The sequence below is a fragment of the Bacteroides neonati genome (assembly GCF_000499785.1).
In the GTDB taxonomy this organism is placed as follows: Bacteria; Bacteroidota; Bacteroidia; order Bacteroidales; family Bacteroidaceae; genus Bacteroides; species Bacteroides neonati.
In genome coordinates this window covers 574,138-600,427 of sequence record NZ_HG726020.1, presented here as the reverse complement: position 1 = coordinate 600,427, position 26,290 = coordinate 574,138, and the positions used below count along the sequence as shown (strand labels likewise).

General features: G+C 46.5%; 19 protein-coding genes and 2 pseudogenes. 12 read left to right on the top strand and 9 right to left on the bottom strand.

From position 1 onward, the window contains the following. Positions 1-59: 59 nt before the first annotated feature. The 3 genes from TY03_RS05545 to rho all read right to left on the bottom strand — a co-directional run bounded on the left by TY03_RS05545 (position 60) and on the right by rho (position 5,381). Positions 60-1,382: an MATE family efflux transporter gene (locus TY03_RS05545; RefSeq protein WP_042368092.1), complete on the bottom strand. Its 1,323-nt coding sequence runs from the start codon at positions 1,380-1,382 to the stop codon at positions 60-62. A 59-nt stretch (positions 1,383-1,441) separates the two neighbouring features. After that, positions 1,442-2,911 (bottom strand): sulfatase family protein, encoded by a 1,470-nt coding sequence (locus TY03_RS05540; RefSeq protein WP_042368088.1) that lies wholly within the window; start codon positions 2,909-2,911, stop codon positions 1,442-1,444. Between the two features lie 232 nt (positions 2,912-3,143). After that, positions 3,144-5,381 (bottom strand): transcription termination factor Rho, encoded by a 2,238-nt coding sequence (rho, locus tag TY03_RS05535; protein WP_042369199.1) that lies wholly within the window; start codon positions 5,379-5,381, stop codon positions 3,144-3,146. A gap of 280 nt (positions 5,382-5,661) precedes the next feature. On the opposite strand from rho, the gene TY03_RS05530 reads away from it, so the two are divergent. After that, positions 5,662-6,498 (top strand): 4Fe-4S dicluster domain-containing protein, encoded by an 837-nt coding sequence (locus tag TY03_RS05530; RefSeq protein WP_042368087.1) that lies wholly within the window; start codon positions 5,662-5,664, stop codon positions 6,496-6,498. A 58-nt stretch (positions 6,499-6,556) separates the two neighbouring features. Here the strand turns inward: TY03_RS05530 and TY03_RS05525 are convergent, their stop codons facing one another. Then, a complete protein-coding gene (locus tag TY03_RS05525) occupies positions 6,557-7,954 on the bottom strand; it encodes an MltF family protein (protein ID WP_042368085.1) in 1,398 nt (465 codons plus the stop codon). 28 nt (positions 7,955-7,982) lie between these two features. Continuing rightward, positions 7,983-8,594 (bottom strand): uridine kinase, encoded by a 612-nt coding sequence (gene udk / locus TY03_RS05520; protein WP_042368083.1) that lies wholly within the window; start codon positions 8,592-8,594, stop codon positions 7,983-7,985. Positions 8,595-8,733: 139 nt separating this feature from the next. Here udk and TY03_RS05515 point away from each other — a divergent pair, with 139 nt between their 5' ends. From TY03_RS05515 to TY03_RS05510, 3 genes and pseudogenes are all read left to right on the top strand, one after another. Then, positions 8,734-9,033 carry a Dabb family protein gene (locus TY03_RS05515; RefSeq protein WP_042368082.1) on the top strand — a complete coding sequence of 100 codons (300 nt, stop codon included), beginning with the start codon at positions 8,734-8,736 and terminating at the stop codon, positions 9,031-9,033. A 45-nt stretch (positions 9,034-9,078) separates the two neighbouring features. Further along, positions 9,079-9,529: pseudogene (locus tag TY03_RS23200) on the top strand (protein-disulfide reductase DsbD domain-containing protein); the annotation flags it as partial. Positions 9,530-9,648: 119 nt separating this feature from the next. After that, positions 9,649-11,082 (top strand): annotated as a pseudogene (locus tag TY03_RS05510) (protein-disulfide reductase DsbD family protein); the annotation flags it as partial. A gap of 101 nt (positions 11,083-11,183) precedes the next feature. Here the strand turns inward: TY03_RS05510 and TY03_RS05505 are convergent. Both TY03_RS05505 and TY03_RS05500 read right to left on the bottom strand, forming a co-directional pair. Further along, positions 11,184-11,453, bottom strand: a complete 270-nt coding sequence (locus TY03_RS05505; protein ID WP_042368080.1) for a PqqD family peptide modification chaperone — start codon at positions 11,451-11,453, stop codon at positions 11,184-11,186. Positions 11,454-11,538: 85 nt separating this feature from the next. After that, complete coding sequence (locus TY03_RS05500) at positions 11,539-12,660, bottom strand: AraC family transcriptional regulator (protein ID WP_042368078.1); 1,122 nt, start codon at positions 12,658-12,660, stop codon at positions 11,539-11,541. 174 nt (positions 12,661-12,834) lie between these two features. On the opposite strand from TY03_RS05500, the gene TY03_RS05495 reads away from it, so the two are divergent. The 8 genes from TY03_RS05495 to TY03_RS05460 all read left to right on the top strand — a co-directional run bounded on the left by TY03_RS05495 (position 12,835) and on the right by TY03_RS05460 (position 24,069). Continuing rightward, positions 12,835-14,118, top strand: coding sequence for an IS1380 family transposase (locus tag TY03_RS05495; RefSeq protein ID WP_042366226.1), 1,284 nt, complete (start codon positions 12,835-12,837; stop codon positions 14,116-14,118). 378 nt (positions 14,119-14,496) lie between these two features. After that, positions 14,497-15,102: an RNA polymerase sigma-70 factor gene (locus TY03_RS05490; protein WP_042368074.1), complete on the top strand. Its 606-nt coding sequence runs from the start codon at positions 14,497-14,499 to the stop codon at positions 15,100-15,102. 84 nt (positions 15,103-15,186) lie between these two features. Beyond that, positions 15,187-16,170 carry a FecR family protein gene (locus TY03_RS05485; protein WP_081713054.1) on the top strand — a complete coding sequence of 328 codons (984 nt, stop codon included), beginning with the start codon at positions 15,187-15,189 and terminating at the stop codon, positions 16,168-16,170. Positions 16,171-16,389: 219 nt separating this feature from the next. Then, positions 16,390-19,950: a TonB-dependent receptor gene (locus TY03_RS05480; protein WP_042368070.1), complete on the top strand. Its 3,561-nt coding sequence runs from the start codon at positions 16,390-16,392 to the stop codon at positions 19,948-19,950. A 19-nt stretch (positions 19,951-19,969) separates the two neighbouring features. After that, entirely contained in the window at positions 19,970-21,340 is a 1,371-nt protein-coding gene (locus tag TY03_RS05475; protein WP_042368069.1) for a RagB/SusD family nutrient uptake outer membrane protein, read from the top strand. A gap of 60 nt (positions 21,341-21,400) precedes the next feature. Beyond that, positions 21,401-22,330 (top strand): glycerophosphodiester phosphodiesterase family protein, encoded by a 930-nt coding sequence (locus tag TY03_RS05470; RefSeq protein WP_042368067.1) that lies wholly within the window; start codon positions 21,401-21,403, stop codon positions 22,328-22,330. Between the two features lies 1 nt (position 22,331). Continuing rightward, positions 22,332-23,690, top strand: a complete 1,359-nt coding sequence (locus TY03_RS05465) for an MFS transporter (RefSeq protein ID WP_042368065.1) — start codon at positions 22,332-22,334, stop codon at positions 23,688-23,690. Between the two features lie 100 nt (positions 23,691-23,790). After that, the gene (locus TY03_RS05460; RefSeq protein WP_394330873.1) at positions 23,791-24,069 is read left to right on the top strand and encodes a hypothetical protein; all 279 of its coding nucleotides are present in this window, start codon (positions 23,791-23,793) and stop codon (positions 24,067-24,069) included. Between the two features lie 159 nt (positions 24,070-24,228). Here the strand turns inward: TY03_RS05460 and dcm are convergent, their stop codons facing one another. Continuing rightward, positions 24,229-25,482: a DNA (cytosine-5-)-methyltransferase gene (dcm, locus tag TY03_RS05455; protein ID WP_230201905.1), complete on the bottom strand. Its 1,254-nt coding sequence runs from the start codon at positions 25,480-25,482 to the stop codon at positions 24,229-24,231. Continuing rightward, positions 25,463-26,188, bottom strand: coding sequence for an Eco47II family restriction endonuclease (locus TY03_RS05450; protein ID WP_042369196.1), 726 nt, complete (start codon positions 26,186-26,188; stop codon positions 25,463-25,465). The genes dcm and TY03_RS05450 overlap by 20 nt, the downstream gene beginning before the upstream one ends. Positions 26,189-26,290 lie beyond the last annotated feature (102 nt).

Here is a 26,290-nt window from a genome sequence, read left to right as displayed (position 1 = left end):
TTACGATTATGAATTACAGATTATCATTTGGAGCGCAAATGTACGAAATTCTGTTGTATTTATATCTTTTTATTCTGCCATTTTGCTTTTTTGAAGTAAATATAGCTGGTGGTAAGTAGCAACGTATAGTACAGTATCTCAATGGTGAAACAGATTTCGACCGATGCTTGCAACCAAATACCAACGAAAAAGATATACGCAGTATAAAAAGCCAGCGTCACCATTTCGAGGATGAGTGCAGCCTGTGTATTGCCCGTGCCCGATACTCCGTTGAATACCACATTAGCAACCGAAGCAATAAGCATAGCCAGAGAGATAACGTAAACCGAGGGTACAGACTCGGCAATCAGTGCAGCTTCGTTGGTGTAAATAGAGAGAATCGCTTGTGGGAAAAAGACAGTGATGCCTACCAGTATCACCATGATTACGAACGAGAAAGAGGCGATTTTTCGAATCAGTGACATGACATGACTGATGCCTCCCGCACCAATAGCATTGCTTACCAGACTGTTGGTGGTGGTCGATAGGGCATTGACCGGGATGAGCATCATGATGTAGATGCTTCGCACAATATTGGCAATGGCAAGTTCGCGTTGCCCCAGCCGTTCTACGGCTACGAAAAAGATGAACCAAGTAGCCATAGCCAGGAAATATTGCAACATAGTGAAGCACGAAATGCTTAAAATCCGCTTCAGCAACCCGAAATCGAACGAGCGCAGGCGATCCATTCCGTACTTCTTCAGGTCGACCGTGATATAGGTGTAAATCAGGAAGAACAGGATGGAGCTCGCTTCAGCTATCACCGAGGCAATAGCGGCTCCTTTGATACCCATCTCGGGCAATCCGAAGTGGCCGAAGATGAGTGCATAATCGAGTACTACATTGGTCAGTGCCATTACAATGGCATTGATCGTAAGTACTTTGGTACGGGTGATGCCGATGTACAGTGCACGAAACATCACATTGACAAAGGAAAAGAAGAAACCGTAGATGCGCCAATCGAGAAACTCCATCGTGGCGTCGAAAATAGTAGGAGAGGAGACCAGCATGCGCATCATGTCTCCTCCGAAAGCTCTGGTGAAACCGAACAACAGAAACGCCATGACGAGTAGAAACAAGACACCTTGAATCATTACAGGCCCCACATTGGTATAGCGTCCCTCACCATTACGGCGGGCAATGACAATCTGCGAACCTGTACTGAATCCGAACGCAATCGTGAAGATACAGATATAGAAAAGCCCTCCCATAGCCGATGCTCCGAGTGCTACCTCGCTGTAGCGACCCAGAAAAGCCGTATCGGTGACGTTAATAACATTTTGTGCCAGTAAACTTAAGAGTATCGGGTAACTGACACTCCAAATCTGTTTGTTGGTATACATAAATAAATGGTTAGGTTTCGACCGACAAAGATAGTACTTTTTCCTCTTTTTTTACTGTTTTATTTACGATTGTTTATATCTCGTGCTCCGGGTCCTTTATGGCTCGGGTATCCCGGTGTGTGGCTGCGCCATTGTTTGTCGGCAGCTACTTTCAGTGTGCGGTAATCGTCGCCGGTTCGGACTATATAGTCATCGAGCATGGCACGGTGTTCGGCCAGTACGCGGCTGTATTTCGGATCTTTGGCCAGGTTTCGTTGCTCGCCCTTATCGGTTTTCAGGTCGTACAGCTCTTCGCCGTTGCCTTCGAGATAATGCGTGTATTTATACCGGTCGCTGCGTATCATGCGTCCCGGGCTGACGATGGTTTCGTACTCGCTATGCCACTCAGACACTACATAAGGGTGGGTGGCAGATTGCTTCTTGCCTTTGAGTGTCGGTACCAAGCTGATGCCCGGTTTATCCGATGGTACGGTGATGCCGGCCAGTTCGCAAAGCGTAGGCAGCAGGTCGGTGGTGGGTTGGGTTAATAACTTCTCAACGGGTTTCTTTTGTTGTTTAATACCCGGTCCGGCAATGATAAAGGGCACGTTGGTAATCTCTTCGTAAAAGCTGATCTGCTTCGTTACCATGCGGTGCGATGCCATTCCGTCACCATGATCGGCCATGATGATAACAATGGTATTTCTGCCTGCTGGGGTCGAATATAAGGCTTGCAACACGCGCTCTACCTGTTTCGATACCATCTTCGTATAGTGTTGAAAAGCGGCGATGTAGTGGCGATAATTCTCGTCGCTCCAAGGTGCGGCTTGTGTCATGCGTCGATGGCTGCAACAGATGTATTGTACCGGTTGGGGTATTTGATTCCAATCGGTCACTTCAAAATTATCGGGCAGTGCGGGCAGGGGGGTGCTGATGGGGGCGTCGGTATGTACTCCCTGACAGCTACCTACGTAGCCACAAATATTGTGTGGGTTTTGAAAGTCGGCAATGCAGATAAACGGTTCCTGTGGTGGGTTGCTCAGGTACGAAACGGCATCTTGGCAAGTGCCTACATCCAGAAAGCTGTCATTGTTGACCGGAAACTCCGGATCGCTGAAAGGCTGTGGCACCGGTTCTTTGTGTTTGAATCCTCTGAGTGCACCCATATCGTGTGTCTTGCCAAAGTGAACGGCATCGTAGCCATCGGCACTAAAGAGGCTACCCAGTGTGGGCACGCTTTCGGGCAGCATCGGATTGATAGCTACATCCGAATTGGAGCGTATATTGGTTTGGTGAGGCATCAGTCCGCTCCAAAGGGCTGCTCTCGATGGCTGGCTCAACGGGCATCCTACATACGCATTGGCAAACATCACTCCTTGTTCGGCTACCCGGTCAATGGCCGGTGTGCAGCCTTGCGTTTCGCCATAGGCTCCTACTACTCGCTGGGTGAGGTGGTCGCACTGGATAATGAGAAAATTGGGTTTCTCCTGTGCTTGTACGGAGAGGCTACAAAAGGCAGCTGCTCCCATTAATGGATAGATTGGTTTCATTCTGGTTTAGCATTAAAGTGATGATTATACTACTTGCAAAAGTAAACAAAAGAAGATAGTAAAAAAGCGGTATACCGGGCTTTTGAACGAGAGTGGTATAAATTGTACAATAGTGCAAGTTTTTTATTTCGATAAAACAAGAAAAGAGCATGGAGGAGTCTTTGGTAAAGATACTCCTCCATGCCCTTTTTATCATGTTGTATCGGCTGTACTTCGCTGTCGAAGTAGCTTCTTAGCTATTCATGCTCATTAAGAACTCGTCGTTGTCGCGTGTTTTCTCCAAGCGGTCTTTTACGAAGTCCATCGCTTCTATCGGGTTCATATCCGATAGGTATTTGCGAAGAATCCACATGCGGTCGAGCGTCTGCTTGTCGAGCAACAGATCGTCACGACGCGTACTTGAAGCCACAATGTTGACAGCCGGGAAGATACGTTTGTTGGATAAGTTGCGGTCGAGTTGCAACTCCATATTGCCGGTACCCTTGAACTCTTCGAAGATTACTTCGTCCATCTTCGAACCGGTGTCGGTCAGTGCAGTAGCAATGATGGTTAGCGAACCACCGTTCTCAATATTACGTGCCGCACCAAAGAAACGTTTGGGCTTGTGCAGTGCATTGGCATCGACACCACCCGAAAGAACTTTGCCCGATGCAGGCGAAACCGTATTGTAGGCACGCGCCAAACGGGTAATAGAGTCGAGGAAGATCACCACATCGTGTCCACATTCGACCAGGCGTTTGGCTTTTTCCAGCACGATACCTGCTATCTTTACGTGGCGTTCGGCAGGCTCGTCGAAGGTCGAAGCAATTACTTCGGCATTGACGCTCCGTGCCATGTCTGTTACCTCCTCGGGGCGCTCGTCGATGAGCAGCATTATCATATATACCTCGGGGTGATTGGCAGCGATGGCGTTGGCAATATCTTTCATCAACAAGGTTTTACCGGTCTTGGGTTGAGCTACAATCAATGCGCGCTGGCCTTTACCGATCGGCGAGAACAGATCGACTACACGAGCCGACATAGAATCGGAGTAGCCACCCTTGCAGAGGTTGAACTTCTCGTCGGGGAAGAGCGGAGTGAGGTGTTCAAACGGTACACGGTCGCGTACGATAGACGGATCGCGTCCGTTGATTTTGGACACTTTCACCAATGGGAAGTACTTTTCACCTTCTTTGGGAGGACGAATAACTCCTTCAACTACATCGCCTGTTTTCAAACCGAATAGTTTGATCTGCGATTGTGATACATAAATATCATCGGGTGAAGAAAGGTAGTTATAATCCGAAGAGCGAAGGAAGCCGTAACCATCCTGCATAATCTCCAGCACGCCTGTTCCAACCAAGATGTCATCAAATTCGTAAGGCTTTTCGCGCTCAATCACTCTGCGTTCGTTGGCAGGAGCACCTTCGGCGTTAGCTTGTTGATTCTGTGCAGGACGTTGCTGCATCATGGGGCGTGGGTTGTTTCCTTGGCGAGGATTATTGTTATTGTTCTCTCGCGGGCGAATTACTCGCTGTTGCGGATGCGCGTGTGGCTCCGAAGGAGCGTTAGCAGCGGTAGGGGCTACAGCTTCTGCTTTGGTCGATTCGAACTTGCCAAACAGTTCGGTAGGTAGCTCGATTTTTTCAGATGGAAGATCTTCGATTGGAATAAAGTCGTCATCCGATTCTGTGAGGATGGTGCTTACCTCATCGATAACCGCAGGATGTTTCTGCTTGATGATAGGTTTGGCAATAGGTCTTGCTTCGGTTGCAGGTTTGTTTTCTGCACTCGGTTTGCTTTCGATGGCAGGTTTGTTGTCGATGGCAGGTTTGCTTTCGGTTGCAGGTTTGTTGTCAATGGCGGGTTTCGCAACAATGACTGGTTTCGCGGGTGCCGTTGCAGCAATTGTTTCTGTTTCCTGTGCCTTTGTATTGGCCGGTGCATTATCTGCAAAAGCAAGTTCCTCGGGCATCTCTTTGCGTGGGCGTCCTACTTTTTTCTTTTTCGAAGCTACGGGGGCAGCAGTCGGTGCACTTGCTTTTACTTCTGCTTTCTCGGGGGCTGCATTAGATGATTTGGCAGGTTGCTCGACAGACTGTTTCGGTTGTTGCGGTGCTTGTTGCACTTTGGCTACCTGAGTGTTGGCGGTCGGAGCGTTCGAGGCAGGCGTGTTGGTAGCTGTGGAAGCTCCCGGTGCACTGGCTTCTGTCTTGGTTATCTCGCCGCTTTTGGTGGCCGAGAATACTTTATTTTCCTTCTTCACCGTTACGCGTGAGCGTTTTTTCTTGCTGTCATCCGATGATTTGCGTTCTTCTTTCAGCTTATCGGCAGCTACTTTTTTAGTTGCACCAACGATAGCTTGTTCATCAAGGATTTTATAAACAAGTTCTTCTTTTTTTAATGAGTCGGTTTTTTTGATACCCAGTTCTTGGGCAATAGATTGAAGTTCCGACAAATTTTTGTCGTTTAATTGGATAATGTTATACATATAGTATATGTGAGTTATTAATATTTTCTCGTTTAGTTGATGCATGGAGAGCATAGCACGACACAATCGGTCATAGGCTATGCAGACATACGGTTTTTGTTTCTTATCTAAATATAATATAGGGATAATATGGTTGAATCGAAATCATTGCCTAACTTCCTCCGGTGAGGGATACAGCATACTTCAACGCCGCAAAGATAATAAATAAATTTGGTTTAATAATCAATTTATCACTTTTTTCCATGTAAAACCCTATCTTTGTGTTGTAAACGTATGCATTATGATAATCAGTAACACACAAAACATTTATTTTTCGCCTACCCACACCTCTAAACAAGTAGCCGAGGCAATTGTTCGCGGAGTAGGTACGAATAAAGTAGCAACAACAGACCTTACCGTGGGTGCTATTCCCGAAACCATACTTCCGGCTTCTACTCTGGCGGTGATCGCAGTACCTGTGTACGGCGGCCATGTGGCCCCATCGGCTATGGAACGCTTGCGCAATCTTCGGGGTACAAATACGCCGGCTGCATTGGTCGTTGTGTATGGTAATCGCGCGTACGAAAAGGCGTTGATCGAACTCGATTGGTTGATGATGGAACAGGGCTTTAAGGTCATTGCCGCTGCTACCTTTATCGGCGAACATTCGTACAGTAACTCCAATTACCCCATTGCCTCCGGAAGACCCGACGAAGATGATTTGCAGGCGGCCTTTCGTTTTGGCGAACAGATTGCACAGAAGATAGCCGCTGCCGGGAATCCCGATACACTCTATTCGATTGATGTAAGCCGCATACCCCGCCCCGCACAGCCATTTATTCAGTTACTTCGCTTTTTGGGTAAGGTTATTGCCTTGCGAAAACGGGCTGTTCCTCTTCCACGCACGCCTTGGGTCGAAGATGAGAATCTTTGCACACATTGTGGCTTGTGTGTTAAGTGTTGTCCGGTCGGTGCCGTTGCCCTGGGAGATGAATTGCACATTGATGCCCAAAGGTGTATCAAGTGTTGTGCATGTGTGAAGAGCTGCCCGAAAAAGGCGAAGGTTTACGATACACCCTTTGCCGCTTTGTTGTCGCAGTGTTTTCGCAAGCAGAAAAAGCCGCAGACAATCGTATAACTTCCTACAATCGCATCCTCTCCCGTCAATTATAGGTAGAAGAAGACAAGACTGCGTGTTATTTCTTGATCTTCTTCTTATAGCTTTGGTATCTTTCGGTGATGTCTCGCACAAAGTTGTAGGTTTCTATTCCGCGGAAATACCCGTTTCGACAAACCGGATCGGTAAAGTACTCCTCATTGCTTTTGAGCAGAATGTAGTTCTCTACATTGTTTTTCCATACCGTTTTGTTTTTTCCGTACTTCTCCGCCAGTGCCATGGCGTCGTTGATGTGTCCCAGTCCGGCATTGTAAGAGGCCAGAATGAAATGAATGCGCTCCTGCTTATCGGTCACCGCCTGTAAACTCCGGTCTGTTGCTGCAATATACTTTACAGCTGCCTTGATGCTCTCTTCCGGATTTTGTTCTTTCCCCGGAGGCACGCCCATCGCGCGTGCGGTGCGGGGCATCAGTTGCATCAGTCCCCGTGCACCTGCCCACGACACAGCCGTTGTATCAAAGTTCGATTCGGTATAAGCCAGCGACGCCAATAAGCGCCAATCCCAGCCTATCTCTTTGGCATATTTCTTAAAGAGATGATCGTAATGAGAGATTCTTCCCTCTCTCAGCGATAGGATGGGAGAGTGCGGTATGGATTTGCTGATCTCGAAATACCGCTTCATACTTGCCGTATATTCGGGCGAAATAACATTGGCTGCATACCATTTATCGGCTGCTTCGGCCAGTTGCGGACAGTCTTTGCGCACTGCCCACGATGCACGCTGGTCAAAGCTGATCGACAGGTTTGTGTTCAGGTTCGGATAATACGTCTTATTGAGCCGAGCCAAATCATTATCGGCAACGGTGTACGGTATCTTTCCCTGCGATACCTGACTCATCAGGTCTTCGAGTGTAATACTGTCGCCCTCTACCAAGTGTATCTGAATACCTCCTCCGAGTTCGTTGTTCAGGTTCACCAACCGGTTGTAGTATTTGCCGGGTTTCACATACACCTCTTTCCCGATAAGTTGAGTTACGTCGGTCAATGGTTTTGTTTTGCCATTGCTGCGTTGTACAATCACCTGGTGGGTAATCACCTCTTCGCCACAGTAGAGGAGACTGTCTTTCCACTCCTTCGTGATGGGTAGGTTGTAGGCAATGATGTCTCCCTCGCCCGCCAGCAGTTTGCTGATCAGGTCGGATACGTTGTTGGCTACCTCGATACGTAGTTTTACCCCCAGACTTTTGGCGAACTGCTCGCTCAACTCGTACTGGAAACCCATCTCCTGTCCGCGATAAATAAAATAAGAGGTCGAGCTGTACAGTGTAAGCACCACCAGCTCGCCGCTATCTTTTATCTGAGCCAGATCACGCACTCCCCCTTCATCGGTTCCTTCTTCTGCATGATGATTGTTGCGACAAGCAAACACACACAGAAAAAGTGTTAGGAGCAATAAAAGAGGGAGTCGATAGTTCATATATTGCTTGTTTAAGGAGTTTCAGTTGCTATGACTTCAAGTGCTTCTTGATGAACATGGTCAATATATCGATGGCAACCTGATTGCTTCCCCCCTCGGGCACTATCAAGTCGGCATACCGTTTGCAAGGCTCGATAAATTGCAGGTGCATCGGTTTGAGCACCTGTGTGTATCGTTCCATCACCGCTTCGGCCGTGCGTCCGCGTTCAACCACGTCGCGTTGTATCACGCGTATGAGTCGCTCGTCGGGATCGGCATCTACAAATATCTTCAAATCCATCATATTGCGCAGCTTTTTGTCGCACAAGGCCAGAATTCCTTCAATGATAATTACCTCTTGCGGTTCAATATGAATCGTTTGTGGCTGGCGTGTACAGGTCAGGTACGAATAGGTGGGTTGTTCAATACTTTTTCCCTCTTTCAGGGCAGCCACATGGCGCGATAGCAAGCTCCACTCGAAGGCGTCGGGATGGTCGAAATTGATGTTCTGACGCTCTTCTACCGGTACATGGCTGCTGTCTTTGTAATACGAATCCTGTGGTAATAATACCACTTCACCTACCGGGAGACTTTCAATGATTTTTCGCACAACGGTCGTCTTTCCCGATCCTGTTCCGCCTGCTATTCCTATTATTAACATCCGTTTATATGTATATTTAAAACAAAAAGACTATTTTTGCCTGAAATAATGTGTCTGCAACCCCATGCGCACAATACGCGCGGGTGCGATGCATTTATTTTCAGGCAAATATAAAACAATTAATTAAAATAGCAACGTAATGGTAAAACACATTGTATTATTTAAGTTGAAAAACGATATTTCCGGCGCAGAGAAGCTCGCTGTGATGAATCAGTTCAAGAAGGCTATCGAAGCTCTTCCTGCTACCATCTCCGTTATCCGCTCCATCGAAGTGGGGTTGAATATGAACCCCGCCGAAACATGGGACATCGCCCTGTATAGCGAGTTCGATTCGCTCGATGATGTGAAGCTCTATGCCGCACACCCCGACCACGTGGTAGCCGCCAAGTTGCTGGCCGACGTCAAAGAGAGTCGCTCTTGCGTCGATTACGAATATTAAACTCACTACAACAAACAACTATTTTCACTTTTTAAAATCCCACAAATGAGAAAAAAATACTTTCTTCTTCTATGGCTGTTTGCTGCCATCACTGTGCAAGCGCAGATTAAAGATCCTGTAAAGTTTACCACTACCCTCAAAACCCTGTCGGATACCGAAGCCGAGATTGTGTTTACGGCTGCCATTGATAAGGGGTGGCATGTATATTCGACCGATCTGGGCGAAGGCGGTCCCATTTCGGCTACGTTCAATACCGATAAGATGAACGGCGCACAAGCCGTAGGCAAACTCAAACCTGTGGGCAAGGAGGTGGCTGCGTTCGATAAACTGTTCGAAATGAAAGTGCGTTATTTTGAGAACACCGCCACCTTTGTGCAGAAAATCAAGTTTACGGCTGCTACCTATCAGATAGAAGGCTATCTGGAGTATGGCGCTTGCGACGATGAAAGCTGTCTGCCTCCCACGCAAGTACCCTTCAACCTATCGGGCAAAACAAGCCTGAGCGGCACATCTGCCGAAGCGGTTGCAGTCGGTGCCGAAGCACAACAAGAAGAGGTACTGATCGGTAAGATAGACTCTGTGGTTACGGCTCAGGCACCTGTCTCGGCCGATGTTCTTTGGTCGCCCGTTATCAATGAACTGCAAGCCTTTGGCGGAGAGCATACACAGGAAGATATGTCATGGATTTACATCTTCGTGACCGGATTCCTGGGCGGATTGCTTGCCCTCTTCACTCCCTGTGTATGGCCTATTATCCCCATGACGGTGAGCTTCTTCCTCAAACGCAGCAAAGATAAAAAGAAAGGCATCCGCGATGCTTGGACCTATGGTGCGTCGATTGTCGTGATCTACGTCGGTCTGGGGCTTATTATTACCGGATTGTTCGGAGCCAGTGCCCTCAACGCGCTCTCTACCAATGCGATCTTCAATATCCTCTTCTGTTTGATGTTGGTGGTGTTTGCCGCCTCTTTCTTCGGTGCGTTCGAGATTACCCTGCCCTCTAAGTGGAGCAATGCGGTCGACAGCAAAGCCGAGGCTACGAGCGGTCTGCTCAGCATCTTCCTGATGGCGTTTACGTTGGCATTGGTATCGTTCTCGTGTACCGGCCCCATCATCGGATTCCTGTTGGTGCAAGTGTCTACCAGTGGCGGCAGCATCATTGCCCCTGCCATCGGTATGTTGGGATTTGCCATTGCACTGGCGTTGCCCTTTACGCTGTTCGCCCTCTTCCCTTCGTGGTTGAAGTCGATGCCTAAATCGGGTGGTTGGATGAATGTAATCAAGGTAACCCTTGGTTTCCTCGAACTGGCTTTTGCGTTGAAGTTCCTTTCGGTTGCCGATTTGGCATACGGATGGCGTATTCTCGACCGCGAAACCTTCCTGGCTCTGTGGATTGTTATTTTCGCACTCTTGGGCTTCTACCTGCTGGGCAAGATCAAGTTCCCGCACGATGACGACGACTCCAAGGTTAGCGTTTCCCGTTTCTTCATGGCATTGCTCTCGCTGGCCTTTGCCGTGTACATGATTCCCGGCTTGTGGGGTGCTCCGTTGAAGGCCGTCAGTGCCTTTGCTCCGCCCATGAAAACACAAGACTTCAACCTGTACGATAGCGAAGTGCATGCTAAGTTCGACGATTACGACTTGGGTATGGAGTATGCCCGCCAGCACAACAAACCCGTAATGCTCGACTTTACCGGCTATGGCTGCGTAAACTGTCGCAAGATGGAAGCTGCCGTGTGGACCGATCCCAAGGTAAGCAGCATCATCAACGACGATTACGTACTCATCACCCTCTACGTCGATAACAAAACACCCCTGAGCGAACCGGTCAAGATCAACGAAGGAGGCAGCGAACGCACCCTGCGCACCGTAGGCGATAAGTGGAGCTACCTGCAACGCGTTAAGTTTGGTGCCAACGCACAACCTTACTACGTGCTTATCAACAACGAGGGGCAACCGCTCAATAAGTCGTATGCCTACGATGAGGATATTCCTAAATACATCGAGTTCCTGCAAACCGGATTAGAGAACTACCGGAAGCAGAAATAAAAGGAATTACGGTAACCGATCTTCAAATACCCCGTTGCATAGTCTGTCATTACGATAACAACCTATGCAACGGGGTATTTACTTTTTGCTTCGGTGCCACATCATGGTTTTATGATTTGGAGTTGTTTGAGCGAATCGATCCAATTGCGAGCATCGGTGGTGGCTGTTTCTATATCGGTGTCAGATCTGGTCGATAGTAGGTTGACGACATCCTCTTCCGAGAAATCAGTTCCCACCAGCTGCTCCCACAGCCACATTGTTTTAGGGTTGAGAGAAAGCATATCCGTATCACCGGTTTGCCCGTTGTGCTGCGCCATAAGAATATACGCTCCCCCTATTAGTCCGATTTGATAGTTTGTTTTTAATCTCATTACTTCCACTTTTTCTTGTAAAATGCGTAAGTTGCTCCTCGCATTTTATGCTGCAAAGTTATGAAGTCGGGCATTAGCAAAGGTCTCACTTTTGCATAATCTGAGGTGTCGTTTCTGCAAAAGTGATATCTTTCACCTGTTGTTGGAAGTATTCCGTAGGGGTCATCCCGGTAAATTCTCTAAAATTGCGCAGAGCTGTTGCCTTGCTGCGGAAGCCCACGTCGAAGAACGTATGCAAATAGTTTCCCTCTCCCTGTTGCTCGATGATGCGTATAAATTCGGCAATGCGTTTTCTATTGATATACGAGGTATAGCTATCATAACCATTCTGCTGCATGGCTTCGCGCAAGTAGGTTCGGTTGGTCGATAAGCCACTGATCAGATCGCCTACCGATAAGTCCGGGTTGCGCCACGCTTCCGATTGATTGACATACTGTTCTAATCTCTCAAACATCGAAGATGCTTTTTCGTTATTGCCAATCGCCATCTTCGGCTTGGCTGTTGCCACAGGGAGGCGTGTAATCTCCGGCTGCCTTATCAAGCGTACAAACAACTCCTGATATGCGATATAAAGACTGCAAGATACACTGATGGCATAATAGAGTGTTCGTACAATGATCATGGTACTGTTGATAACCACCAGAAAGCCGATGGCATTGATCACCACTACAATGACATAGCCTCGCATCCATTTGTAGTTGGTATTGTTATATCTACGCGTATAGGGTACGAAGTATAGAAATACAGCCGGCAGAAAGAACAGTAGTGCAAGTACGATACGAAATATCACCTCGAACGAGCCGATGTGAGACATCAAGTCGCCAACCGATTCGAACGGAGTATAAACAACCCCCAAAGCGAGTGTTATCTCATACAATACGAACAGTGCCGTCACCGGTAGATATAGCTTCAAAACCCTCTTCCGGTTGAGCCATCCCGGCGATATTACCTCGATGGGATACATTATATAGGTAGAAATAACAAATACCCCCAACAGCAGCAACTGTACAGGCATTACCACAGGCGATGCTATATGTTGATTAAAATAGATTATTTGATTTAGATAGTTCAATACAGAAATAAAATTCATGCAAGCGAGCATGGTTCTCGACCGTTCCCCTTCTTTGTGCTGCGAGAAAAGCAGCAGAGAAAGAAGTAAAAATATAATCATAGCCGCAAAGATAGTACCGAAATAGAGGTATGGCATAAGGTATATGTACCAATTATTGTTTGTTTGTTTTTATAATGCCTTAAATCCGCAGTCATATTATTTTCAGAGAATCCAAACACTTGAGGATGAATAACATCCTCAAGGTTTGGTTATGTCACAAGATTCACCTAAATTAGTGCTACCAAACAAACCATAAAGGTACTTGTGCATATGACAACAAAAATAGCCATAAAATCAGATAATATCACTCCTTTTGGGGGTATATTTTACGCAATGGATGAATTTTCTCGTTTAGGACTGAATTCCGTGATCGATAAATCTTTAGGATTACGTTCTTCCTACGCCGGTTACCAATATAGCGAAATTATTTCGAGCCTATTTTGGATCTACTATTGCGGCGGTGACCACATCGAAGATATCGGCAAACACCTTGGCAAACATCTTGAATTACGCCCGGATACTGAAATCCCCAGTCCGGATACTTTATTGAGAGGCATAAAAGAACTCGCAGAATTGGATATCCACTATACTTCCCAAAAAGGAGCAAGCTATGCTTTCAATAAGGCGGAACAGCTTAATAGTTTGATGCTCGATATGCTCCTTCAAACAGAACAACTCAAGCCAAACACGCTTTATAACTTGGACTTCGACCACCAGTTTATTCCCACAGAAAAGTATGACACTCAGTATTCTTACAAGAAAAAACGTGGTTATTTCCCCGGCACGGCAACTATTGGTGGTAACATTGTTGGTGTGGAAAATCGGGCCGCAAACGCAAATGTCCGTTTTCGTCAAGCGGATACGCTCCAACGGACTTTTCGTCGTTTGGCCGATAGGGGAATATTCATAGACCGTTGCCGGATGGACTGTGGTTCTTATTCGGAAGAGATTATCCGTATGACACATGGCTACTGCAACAAGTTCTACATACGAGCCGGCAAATGTCAGTCTCTGTATGAAGAAATGACGAAAATCACAGATTGGAAAAAAGAAGAAATCAACTTCGAGAATTATGAAGTGACCTCCATACCTTTTACTTCCTTTTTGCAAGAAGAAAACTACCGACTTGTTATTCAAAGGCAAAAGCGTAAGGACAACCAATTGGACCTATTTGATGGTGAATACACCTATCGGTGCATCTTAACCAATGACCATGAAAGTTCTGAAAAAGACATTGTACTCTTCTACAATGCTCGTGGAGCCTGTGAAAGAACATTCGACATGATGAATAACGATTTCGGGTGGAGTCATCTTCCCTGTTCATTCCTCAAAGAGAATACAGTATTCCTGCTACTTACAGCCATGGCTAAAAACTTTTATGCTTACCTTATTGAGAAGGTTGCAGCCGTGTTTGAAGATATTGAACCGGTAAGCCGAGTCAAACGATTTATCTTTCGATTCATTACAGTTCCTGCGAAATGGGTAAAGACAGGCAGACAATGGGTACTCAATATTTATTCCGACAAACCATACAAGTTGCTTTGGAGTCCGTAAAAACAACTTTTCGTGGGATTACTTATGCCTTCAGCTAACTGGGGAAAGGGGAAGCTATGCCCTATAACCTGAAATCAAGGAGAAAAGCAGGGGGAAAAGCTACGAGTAGGAACTATTAGGTGAATTAAATCGCTATTTGAATCAGTTATAAATTAGCTGCGGATTTGAGGTAATGCAAAACTATCAAAAAAAGAGTTCTGCTCCAAGTGCGTATTGAAAATTAATGCAGCTATTTTCATTTGTAATACTATTTTGCTATGTAATCTAAAAGATATTACCTGACAGAATATTATATTATCTACGCCACTTTTTATATTCCAAAAGAAATACATACATTTGTAACATCATAATGATACCTTTGCCCAAAAATCAAGAAGAATGAACCATACGACGGATATATGTACTGACGAAAGAGACCTTCTTGTTCGCCTTATTGGCGGGGATGAAGAGGCCTTTTGCGAGTTGTATGCCCGCTACAAGAGCCGCTTGCTCTATTTTGCTCTGAAGTTTGTTAAGTCGCGCGATTTTGCCGAGGATATTTTTCAGGATACCTTCGCTGTGGTGTGGCAAAGCCGTCGTTTTATCAATCCGGACTCCTCGTTTTCGGCCTATTTATACACCATTGTTCGCAATCGCATTCTTAACCGCATGCGCGAAATGGCAAACGAAGATCGCTTGAAAGAACATATTTTGACGCAGGCCATTGATTATAGCGACAACACGCGCCAAACGATTCTTGGCAACGAACTTAAAAACCTTGTAAATACTGCTCTCCAACAGCTCACTCCCCGCCAGCGGCAAGTATTCGAACTGAGTCGGGAGGCGCAACTTTCTCACAAAGAGATTGCCGATGCGTTAGGCATCTCTGTCAATACCGTGCAAGAGCATATATCTGCTTCGTTGAAACTCATCCGCTCTTACTTAACCAAGTATTCGGGCACGTATGCCGATTTACTGCTTCTATTGATCTGTTTAAATCTATAAAAAACGTTAATCACACCCTAGCTTACCCCTTTATTTGTGTATTGCTTTGTGTGAGGCAGAAAAAAGATACTCCTCTTTTAAATTATAATGAACGATATCTCCAAAGAAAAAAGAATTCTTCGTCGCTATGTCGACGATCTTTATACGGGCGATGAGGCTTCGCAACTGTTCGATCACTTGCAGGAGGCTTCGGGCAGTGAGTGGCTCGATGAGGTTGCTGCCGAGCTGTGGGAAGAGTCTACCGCCTACGCATCTTCTACGCATCTCGAACGCGAACAGGCCAAAAAAGAGGCCCGGCAGCTACTCAAACGGATCGAGCACAAGAAGCGTACCTGGTTGCAGCGCATCAGTGTGGCGGTAGCCGGTGTGGCTGCGGTGGTTCTTATGGTATGGGGTGGTTTCCACTACATCGACAACCTGAATGAACAATCCGTGAACTTTACCGAAGTGGCTACTTCCTTTGGCGAGAAAAAGCAACTGACGCTGCCCGATGGAACCAAGCTGGTGCTCAACTCCTGCTCCCGGGTGCGATACCCCCATCGCTTTACGGGCGATACGCGCCAGGTCGAACTCAAAGGTCAGGGCTATTTTCAAGTGGCTCGCAACGAGGCCATGCCGTTTGTAGTCCATGCAGATAAGATGAAGATACGTGTACTGGGAACCAGGTTCGATATCAAATCCTATGCTACCGACGAGCTTGTTTCGGTGAGCGTCGAAAGCGGCAAAGTGCAGGTAGACCTGCCCGAGGCCATGATGCGGCTTACGGCTCGCGAACAGGTAGTGATCAATACCCTGTCGGGCGAATACAGCAAACGAAAAGAAGAGCGGGAGATAGCCGGATGGATCAAAGGGAGCCTTCGTTTTAATAGTACCCCCATTCGCGACGTAGCTTCGGAACTTGAGCGCATTTACAACTGTCGCATTACTTTTGCTCCGGGGCAGGAGATGAAAGGATTGATTTCGGGCGAGCACGACAATCAGAGTCTGGAGTCTGTGTTGAAGTCTCTTGAATACGTCAATGGCATTAAGTACAAGAAAGAGGGCAGAAACATTCTGCTTTATAAATAAATTCACTCATTGTTAAACCCCTTACGTATCTGTAAAATTATGAAAAGAACACCCACCTAGCACCACTTCCGAAAAAAAAGAATAGGAGCATTCCTCAGGAGTGCCCCTATCCCTGTAACTCTGAGTAGGCATTCATTCGCTTCGACCCAAATGAATTCCTCTCCTGTGTGTTACTCGTTTTTAATAACTTTAGACAAAATCACTAAAACGCACAAATTTATGAATATAATTCATACTTGTAAAGTGAAAAGTAAAAATAGCGTTCTCTTTTTAGCTTTTTTACTATTAACAGCACTTACCACTGTTCCTGTTCGGGCTCAGGCCTTGAAGGATAGCCACATTACCCTTCGTGTACAAAACGAAACAGTCGAAAATGTTTTCAACAAACTGAGTCAGTTGACTCAGTTCAAATTCTTCTATGATCAAGAGGTGGTAGGCAATGCACCGCGTATTTCGCTCGATGTGAAGAACGCCGACCTGACGCAGGTACTGAATGAGATAACGACCCAATCGAAGCTTTATTTTAACAAGACAAATCGTACGATTGCCGTGAGCAAACAGCCGTCCGGCGAAATTGTTCAGCAGAAGCAGAAAAGCAAAGCGATCAGCGGGGTAGTGATCGATGAGAGTGGCGATCCGATTATCGGAGCCAGTATTCTGGTCGAGGGAACCTCCATCGGAACCATTACTAACATCGACGGACGATACTCATTGGCCGATGTGCCTGAGTCTGCCCAGCTCACCGTTTCTTATATCGGATATAAGTCCATTGCCTTATCGGCCAAGGATAAGAGTTTGGCAACGATCACCCTGCACGAAGATAGTAAGGCACTCGACGAGGTAGTGGTTGTTGGCTACGGAGTGCAAAAGAAGCGCGATGTAACTACGGCCATTGCCAGTATCCGCTCAAGCGATATGAAAGGACAACCTGTGACTTCGATGGCCGAGGCCATGGTGGGCAAAATGCCCGGTGTGCAGGTTTCTCAGTCGACAGGTGCACCCGGATCTTCGTTGCAAATAAAGGTGCGTGGCACCGGAACGATTACGGCCGGCACCTCTCCGTTGTATGTTGTCGACGGTGTGCCATTGGCCAAGGAACAGTTGAATACGTTCAATATGAACGACGTGGAGTCGATCGAAGTATTAAAAGACGCTTCCTCATCGGCCATTTACGGCTCCCGGGGTTCCAATGGAGTGGTCTTGATTACGACAAAGAAAGGTAAAGAGGGCAAATCGACTGTCTCTTACAATGGCTATTATGGGTTTCAAACCGTATCCAAACAGATTGATATGCTCAATGCTTACGAGTATGCCGATTTGGTGAACGATTCACGCAACAATACGTATGTAGATAAGATGCAGTCTATCAACAATAAGCTGATAACTCAGAACAAGCCCGTGTTGAACTTCAATATAAAGGACAATAACGCCGTTCGTTTGGCCAATACGGGCAACGATTACAATACCATCATACCCCGAGAGATTTTACCTTATTTGAACGGCGAAAAAGGATTGACCGATACCAACTGGCAAGACGAAATCTTTCGCACGGCCGGCATACAAAATCATTCGGTATCTGTGGCGGGTGGCAGCTCGAAAGTAAAATACTATGCTTCGGTCGATTACCTGAAGCAAGACGGTGTTATTATCAATAGCGACTTCACTCGTTACGGTGCCCGTTTCAATCTCGATGTAACCGAGGGTATCTTTACATTCGGGCTGGCCTTCAACCCTTCGGTGACGATAGAGAACGCAGTCAATGCCGATGGAGCTTACAATAGCGACGGAGGTGGTATTATTGCCTCTGCCTTGCACAGTGCTCCTATCTTTTCGGTATACAATGCCGACGGAACTTTTAACTTTGCTCAAAATGCCTGGAGCCCCGATACCGAAACGATTATGCCCGACGGGTCTGTTAGGATCGGCAACAGCCAAACTCAGGTTTGGAATCCGGTAGCACTGGCCTTGTTGCAGAAAGATCAGACGAAGGTTTCGCGTATGTTCGGAAATATTTATGGTGAGGTGGCTTTGTTGCCGAGTTTAAAATATCGCGCCAATTTTGGTATGGATATTTATAACAATTCGCAAGATACGTTCCGTCCCTCAACACTTCCGATATCCAACACTGCCGGAAACCCCGAATCGGTGCCTGAGGCAACCTCCAAAACAGCCAAACTCTACAACTGGCTGTTCGAGCAAACGCTGAGTTTCAATAAAGAGTACAAAGGACATTCGCTCAACGCATTGGCGGGATGGACCATGCAATATCAGCGCGATGAGAGTAATTATGCTTTTGCCAACGGATTCATCACCAATGGTATTCCTACGCTGAATGCCGGAACAGTGACCCGTGGCAACTCACACGCCTCGGAGTGGGCTTTGTTGTCGGGTCTTGCCCGTGTGCAGTACAACTACCTGGGGCGATACATGCTTTCGGGAGCCGTCCGTGCCGATGGAGCTTCCCGTTTTGGCAAAGACAATCGCTGGGGATGGTTCCCTTCCGTTTCTGCCGGCTGGCGCATGACCGAAGAGGCTTTCATGAAGTCGCTCACCTTTATCGACGACCTTAAGCTGCGTGCCAGCTACGGTTTAACCGGAAATTTCCGTATCCCCAACTATGGCGCGCAAGGCGAAGTAGGCTATTATAGCTATGTGCTCGGCGGATCGAGTCCGCAGCTCATCAAAGGTGCCGCCCCCAGCAGCATGCCGAACCCCGGGTTGCGGTGGGAGAAGACGGCACAAGTCAATGTCGGTTTCGATGCTTCTTTCTTTCACAACCGGCTCACCCTTGGTCTCGACCTCTACAATAGTAACACCTACGACCTATTGCTCAATGTACCCGTACCCATGACCACAGGCTATGACACACGTCTGGAAAACATCGGTAAGGTGAACAATAAAGGAGTAGAATTCAATATCGCTACCAGCCACCAGATGGGAGATTTTAATTGGACAGTCTATTTCAATATCTCCAAGAACATCAATGAGGTCAAAGAGTTGGGGCCGGGCAATGCCGACATCATCTCTTCGGGTTCGGTGAGCAATGCTTACTTCATTACCCGCGTAGGCGAGGCTATCGGTTCTTACTACTTACCGGTGGTCGAAGGCGTCTTCCTGAATCAGGCCGAAGTCGATGCAACACTACACTACAAAGACTCTCCAACCAATTATGGACTTGCCGATACGAAACCGGGCGACTTTAAATACAAAGATGTCAACGGCGACGGTATTCTCGATATATCCGATACCGACCGTGCCATTGTTGGCAACTATATGCCCGACTTTACGTATGGTTTCGGTGCCACGCTGGCCTGGAAGGGTGTCGACTTCGGCATTACCTTCCAAGGGGTGTATGGCAATGAGATACTGAACCTTTCGCGCCGTTACTTCTACAACCACGAAGGAAACATGAACAACTACAAAGGAGCCCTCGACCGGTGGAAATCCGAAACCGATACCGGCAGCGGCATGAACGTACGCGCCAACCGTGTGAGCAAAGGGCAGAACGGAACAACCTCTACCTGGCACGTTGAGGATGGTTCGTATTTGAGAATCAAGAACATTTCGCTTGGCTACACCTTGCCGGCAAACTGGATACGCAAAGCCTATCTTCAGTCGGCACGCATCTATTGCTCTGTACAAAATCCGTTTACCTTTACCAAGTACGAGGGCTACAATCCCGAGGTGTCCAACCGCAGCGCAGCTACCACCAATGGCGAAGACTACGGAGTATATCCGCTTGCCCGAACCACCTCGATCGGTGTAAATCTTACTTTCTAACTTAAAAAACAACCAGCGCATGAAACGAATTATATTATCCGCTTTTTTAGTTGCAATCCTTTCGGGTTGTAACAGCTTTCTTGACTTGAAACCGATCGACTTTCCTACCGAGGAAACCTTTTATACAGATGTAAAAGGACTCGAGGGCGGTATTATCGGTGCGTACGACGAATTGCAGTCAGGCGATCAGTACGGTGCCAAGTTTATGACCTTGATGGAAACACGAGGTGACAATGTGAAGAACGACAATTCGGGTGCCAGTGGAGGAATTACTTACCAAATAGAGGTATTTACCGAAACACCTGCCAACTCGAACCTGTCCGGTTCGTGGCTTTCGCTCTATACCACCATCTATCGTTGTAATCTCATCTTGCAAAACATGGACAATGTGCAGATGAATGACGATCAGCGAACGAAGATTGCCGGACAAGCATCGTTTATTCGTGCTTTGTGCTATTTCAATCTGGTACGTTTGTGGGGAAACGTGCCTGTGATTACCCATACGCAAACCGTAGAGGAGGCTCGTAATAATAAACGCGCTCCGGTGAGCGAAGCGTATGCACAGATCGTGAAAGACCTCACCGTGGCCAAAGCTCTTCCCGCCACATGGCCCGAGCAGGAGCGCGGACGCGCCACCTCGTATGCCGCACAAACGCTCTTGGCCAAAGTGTATTTATATCAAGGCAAAACTGCCGATGTAATCACCGAGCTAACCCCCGTTGTTGCTGCCGTTAAGTCCGGCAAGGCACTCTCTCTGGTACCTATGCCGTTGACTTTTCCGAATGATTTGAAAACGAGCAAAGACATCATCTTCGCCGTTCAGTATCTCAAAGGAGGAGTGGGAGAGTCGGCTCATCAAAACAATCGCTATCGCAACAACGACAATGGCAACATTATTTCGCTCGAACCCGGTGAGTTCGAAAGCAACGCCGACAATCGCAAAGCCTTGGTAGCTCCTACCGGTAGCGGTCAGCGTCCGGGCAAGTTCAATGCACCTGCCACGAACAATGAAACCAGTGCCGACTTTCCCGTATTGCGTTGTGCCGAAGTGATGCTGATGTATGCCGAAGCACTCAACGAAACAACCCTTACCCCTACGCAAGGTGCTTTTGATGCGCTCAATGCCGTGCGGAAAAATGCCGGACTATCGGTTAAAAGTATGGCAGAACTTCCCACTAAAGAAGCCTTCCGAAAGGCTGTTTATAAGGAGCGTCGGTTGGAGTTGGCTTTAGAGTGCGATCGCTGGTTCGATCTGGTGCGTACCCGTCAATTCGCCACTGTGTTTCCGGGCGTAGATGCTTATCGTCAGTTATACCCCATTCCACAGGCCGAAATCGAGAATGTAAACGATGCAACCGGTTGGCAAAACGAGGGATACACCATCAAATAATGAGTCAAGGACAAAATAATAAGCCAAAGGAAAAATAATAAATCAAAGAACTAAAACCTCATGAATAAGATTATACTGATTTGTATTTCGTTGTTGCTCATAGGAAGCAGCGGAGTCAATGTTGAAGCACAAAACAGACCGTCGGATAAGATCAGAGCCACTCTTCTCGACCCCTCGTCGGCCGATGTGCTCGTGGTGGCACACCGGGGCGACTGGCGTTATGCTCCCGAAAACTCTCTGGCAGCCATCGAGAACGCCATAAAAATGGGTGTCGATATTGTTGAGCTCGACGTAGCCAAAACCAAAGACGGGCAATTGATACTGATGCACGACACCAAGATCGACCGAACCACCACCGGCAAAGGAAAGGTTGATGAGTGGACGCTCGACTCGCTCAAAACACTGAATCTGCGAAACGGATGTGCCATCCGAACCAAGCACACCATTCCCACACTCGAAGAAGCATTGTTGCTGGCCAAAGGTCGTATCATGGTCAACCTCGATAAATCGTACGATATCTTCGACGAAGTATATGCGGTGTTAGAGAAGACAGGCACCACCGATCAGGTCATCATGAAAGGTAAGAAGCCTCTCGAACAGGTGAAGCGGGAGTTTGGCCGCTATCTCGATAAGGTGCTCTTTATGCCCATTGTAGACCTCGACCAACCCGATGCGATGCAGCAGATACACGACTACCTGAAAGGATTGAAGCCCGTAGCGTTCGAATTGCTTTATTTGTCGGACACGAACCCTGCACCCAAGGAGGTGGCTCGCTTGCTTAAAGGCAAAAGCCGGATATGGTACAATACTTTGTGGGACACCATGGCCGGAGCACATGACGACGACCAGTCGCTCGAAAACCCCGACCGAGGCTACGGCTACCTGATCGATACGCTCGATGCGAGCATCCTGCAAACCGATCGTCCGGCCTATCTGATCGAGTATCTTCGAGCTAAAAATCGTCGCGACTTAAAGGCTCCTCGAGAATAATATGTTTAAACAACTCATTCAATTCTACAAGGCTTCCCCGGCGAAGCCTTGTAGCGAGGAGTTTTCGTCTCGAGATAAACGTCTTCTCAAGCTCTTCCAATGGTCTACTTTTCTCTCTGCAACCATCGGATACGGTATGTATTACGTTTGCCGACTCAGTCTGAACGTAGTAAAAAAACCGATTGTAGACGAAGGAGTCTTCTCCGAAACAGAGTTGGGTATCATCGGCTCGGTACTCTTCTTTACCTATGCCATTGGCAAGTTTACCAATGGATTTCTGGCCGATCGAAGTAACATCAATCGGTTCATGACTACCGGACTGTTGGTAACTGCAGTCATCAATCTTTGTTTGGGTTTCACCCCATCGTTTATCCTTTTTGCTATTCTGTGGGGCATCAGCGGTTGGTTTCAATCCATGGGGGCAGCCTCGTGCGTGGTAGGGCTTTCGCGTTGGTTTACCGACAAGGAGCGCGGCACTTACTACGGATTTTGGTCGGCCAGCCACAACATAGGCGAAGCACTCACGTTCATCATCGTGGCTTCTATCGTTAGCGTTTTGGGGTGGCGATATGGCTTTTTGGGTGCAGGAGTAGTGGGGCTTATCGGTACACTGGTCATTTGGCGTTTCTTTCATGATTCGCCTCAGAGCAAAGGGCTTCCGGCGGTGAATCTCCCCACCGCAAACACCTCTCAGAATACGGTCGATACAGCCGATTTCAATCGTGCCCAACGCGCTGTATTGCGCAATCCTGCTGTTTGGATTCTGGCTCTGTCGAGTGCCTTTATGTACATCAGTCGCTATGCAGTCAATAGTTGGGGTGTGTTTTACCTCGAAGCTCAGAAAGGTTATAGCACGCTCGATGCCAGTTTGATTATCTCGATTAGTTCCGTTTGCGGAATCATCGGTACGGTATTTTCGGGTGTGATCTCCGATCGCTTCTTTGGTGGTCGTCGCAACGTTCCTGCGCTTATCTTCGGGCTGATGAACGTAGTGGCTCTTTGCTTCTTTCTACTTGCACCCGGGGTTCATTTCTGGGTCGATGTATTGGCAATGATACTCTTTGGGTTGGGCATCGGTGTACTTATTTGCTTCTTGGGCGGACTGATGGCGGTCGATATCGCTCCGCGCAGTGCTTCGGGTGCTGCACTGGGTGTTGTGGGTGTTGCCAGTTACATAGGAGCGGGGTTGCAAGATGTAATGAGCGGCGTATTGATAGAGGGCAATAAAACGGTAGTAAATGGTGTCGAAAGATACGACTTTACCTATATCAACTTTTTCTGGATTGGTGCAGCCTTGCTGTCGGTGCTGCTGGCACTGTTGGTATGGAATACCAAGCCATACAAAGGGCAAGATGAGTAATAACTAAAAACTAAAAGTAATATGTACGAAACAAGGAGAATTGAACTACAAGAGTTGGATAAGCAAATCGCCGAGTCGAGCAAACAACTCATCGAGGCTCTTGATAAAAAAAAGAGTAATCGGTCACCTCGAGCGAGAGCTACTACAACTTGCTCCCGATAAAATAGATTACCGAGGATGCCCCAAGGCGTATGTTCGCTTGGTGGTCAAGGCTATCGAACAAGGCGAGCTGACTTATCATGGTCTGAGAAATTACGAACGTATCTTCCGTGTATTGTCCTCGGTCATCGAAGTGACCAATGCCGATAATGGAAAAGTTCTGTCTGTCGAAACGCTTGTCTCTTACGAAAAGAAACTCCGGGCAGGCGAGTGGGAGTAAGGCTGAGATAAAAAAGGCGATCGTTTTCTTTGAAAAGAGAGCGGGAAACTAACAAAAGGCGGTGGTGTTTTAAAAAAACGCCACCGCCTTTTGTGCGAAAGGTGCGAGTTGTTCGCTTGTTTTTGGTCAGGATATCAGTATATTAAGTCAATTTTTTATTTATAAACGTTCTATCTCATTTAGTAGGCGAATTAAAGAACGCCCGATTGCATGAGCTAAATTTACCGGAACGGCATTCCCTATTTGCTTGTACTGCGATGAAAGAGAGCCCGAAAAACTCCACTGATCCGGGAATGTTTGGATACGTGCATATTCGCGTACTGTTAAAGGGCGTGTTTCGACTGGATGACAACGCTCTGTTTGCTTCTGCGCGGGGGAACACGTCAGAGTTAAGCTTGGTTCATGTAGTGAAAGTCTGCGAGCCATTCCTGTTTTTCCACCTTCTAAGTGAAAGCTTCCTCCCATATATTCTTTTTGAATTTCGATTGGTAGATCCTTCCAATAACCTCCCATAGGTATTTGTTCCATTACTTTTTGTTTCTTGGGAGGATACTTCTGCCCTGCTGAAATAGGTACATCAGTATCATATAACTCGCCTTTGTAAAAAGCATCCTGAAGAGTCATTATTCGATGATATGGCTCTGGCCAGTGAAATCGAACATGTTCGGCAAAATCATTTCTAATTGCAATGAGAATCAGACGCTCTCGCTTCTGTGGAACTTGATATTGAATAGCACGCAAAACTCTTGGCTCTATGAGTGTATATCCAAGTTCGCTAATTACATTTTTAATCGTTTCTAGTGTTTTTCCTCCGTCATGGGCAGTGAGACCTTTTACATTTTCACCCATAAAGACTTTTGGACGAATTTCTTGTACGGCTCTTGCTAATTCAAAGAATAGAGTTCCTCTGGTATCATTAAATCCTCCTTGTTTACCTGCATAGGAAAATGCTTGACACGGAAATCCTCCGGATAAGAAATCGATTTGGTTAGCAAACTGTGCAAAAGGGATGTTTCTGACGTCATTTTCTTCCACACGCCATGCCGGGCGATTATATCGTAACGTTGCACACGCATCATGATCTACTTCATTTAATAAAATATGTCTGAAACCTGCCTTTTCCATACCCAATGCTAAACCACCTGCTCCTGCAAATAGTTCAATTGATGTGTATGGGCGTATAGGCTGTATTTGCATTTCTTGCTCCCAGGATGAGTTAATCATTTCTCTTATATGAGGAACGTGAAGTAAATCTTTGGTGTAGAAATATTTACTTCCATCATCACCTGTTTGTGGAATATAGGTACCATTTGCTTCCCAGCGTTGCAATGTCGCTTTGGAAACCCCCATTATATTAGCAAAATTGTTTATAGATATTTTTTCTTGCATGTAATTAAAAGTTTGAAAAGCCATCGTATGTTTTGAATGCTAAGAGATATAAGCTCTTGAATGTATCTGGTGATAATTCACGTAACTCTTCGTAAACACTATTATGTATGCTACCGCGTTCTAACTCTTGAATAACATCATCTAACACATCTGGTAATGCTTTACAAAGAGCATAGAATGCATTAGGATCACCAAAAACAATTTCATAAAATTTATCGATGGACACTCTACGAATCTTTTCATGAGAAAGTTTTGATTTGTACCATTTTTCGTTTCTTGATTTTGTAGCGATTACTTCTACAAGCATGCAAGTTGCCTGGTCGTCATGTAATATTTTATTCTGCATACTCGCATAAACGCTAGTTGCAGCACCGCTATTCATTGTGTTATGCTTATTTTTTAACTCTACATATATATGGCGGTCATTATTGATAATATCAAAACCATGTTCAGGTACTTCCCACCCGTTGCCTACATATTTAAATAGATTTTGATGAAAATACCCAATATGATTGGTATTGGTTTTATCTATTTGGCGTATGCATTCCGCTTCTATTATTTCCTCGAAGCTTTTGCCGTATATTTTTGAATCGAATGTTAATTTGATCGGGTCAACAATGTTCTCATTAAATTGCTTTAGGTCTATTTTATTACGATATAGTTCTACCGTTTCTTTCACATGCTCGAATATATTTTCGTTTGAAATAAATCCTAAATTATAATTTCTCATATGATTATTTATTTTTTTGATCATTACTGCAAAGATACTCTTTTATCGTATTTCTGCGTTGAATATGAAGAAAATGTTTTTCTGAACCTATCTACACCCTGT

What these genes read in the sequence shown, in the direction of transcription:
- TY03_RS05545 (WP_042368092.1), bottom strand. Translation starts at nt 1,382, where the DNA reads ATGTATACCAACAAACAGATTTGGAGTGTCAGTTACCCGATACTCTTA.
- TY03_RS05540 (WP_042368088.1), bottom strand. Translation starts at nt 2,911, where the DNA reads ATGAAACCAATCTATCCATTAATGGGAGCAGCTGCCTTTTGTAGCCTC.
- rho (WP_042369199.1), bottom strand. Translation starts at nt 5,381, where the DNA reads ATGTATAACATTATCCAATTAAACGACAAAAATTTGTCGGAACTTCAA.
- TY03_RS05530 (WP_042368087.1), top strand. Translation starts at nt 5,662, where the DNA reads ATGATAATCAGTAACACACAAAACATTTATTTTTCGCCTACCCACACC.
- TY03_RS05525 (WP_042368085.1), bottom strand. Translation starts at nt 7,954, where the DNA reads ATGAACTATCGACTCCCTCTTTTATTGCTCCTAACACTTTTTCTGTGT.
- udk (WP_042368083.1), bottom strand. Translation starts at nt 8,594, where the DNA reads ATGTTAATAATAGGAATAGCAGGCGGAACAGGATCGGGAAAGACGACC.
- TY03_RS05515 (WP_042368082.1), top strand. Translation starts at nt 8,734, where the DNA reads ATGGTAAAACACATTGTATTATTTAAGTTGAAAAACGATATTTCCGGC.
- TY03_RS05505 (WP_042368080.1), bottom strand. Translation starts at nt 11,453, where the DNA reads ATGAGATTAAAAACAAACTATCAAATCGGACTAATAGGGGGAGCGTAT.
- TY03_RS05500 (WP_042368078.1), bottom strand. Translation starts at nt 12,660, where the DNA reads ATGCCATACCTCTATTTCGGTACTATCTTTGCGGCTATGATTATATTT.
- TY03_RS05495 (WP_042366226.1), top strand. Translation starts at nt 12,835, where the DNA reads ATGACAACAAAAATAGCCATAAAATCAGATAATATCACTCCTTTTGGG.
- TY03_RS05490 (WP_042368074.1), top strand. Translation starts at nt 14,497, where the DNA reads ATGAACCATACGACGGATATATGTACTGACGAAAGAGACCTTCTTGTT.
- TY03_RS05480 (WP_042368070.1), top strand. Translation starts at nt 16,390, where the DNA reads ATGAATATAATTCATACTTGTAAAGTGAAAAGTAAAAATAGCGTTCTC.
- TY03_RS05475 (WP_042368069.1), top strand. Translation starts at nt 19,970, where the DNA reads ATGAAACGAATTATATTATCCGCTTTTTTAGTTGCAATCCTTTCGGGT.
- TY03_RS05470 (WP_042368067.1), top strand. Translation starts at nt 21,401, where the DNA reads ATGAATAAGATTATACTGATTTGTATTTCGTTGTTGCTCATAGGAAGC.
- TY03_RS05465 (WP_042368065.1), top strand. Translation starts at nt 22,332, where the DNA reads ATGTTTAAACAACTCATTCAATTCTACAAGGCTTCCCCGGCGAAGCCT.
- dcm (WP_230201905.1), bottom strand. Translation starts at nt 25,482, where the DNA reads ATGGCTTTTCAAACTTTTAATTACATGCAAGAAAAAATATCTATAAAC.
- TY03_RS05450 (WP_042369196.1), bottom strand. Translation starts at nt 26,188, where the DNA reads ATGAGAAATTATAATTTAGGATTTATTTCAAACGAAAATATATTCGAG.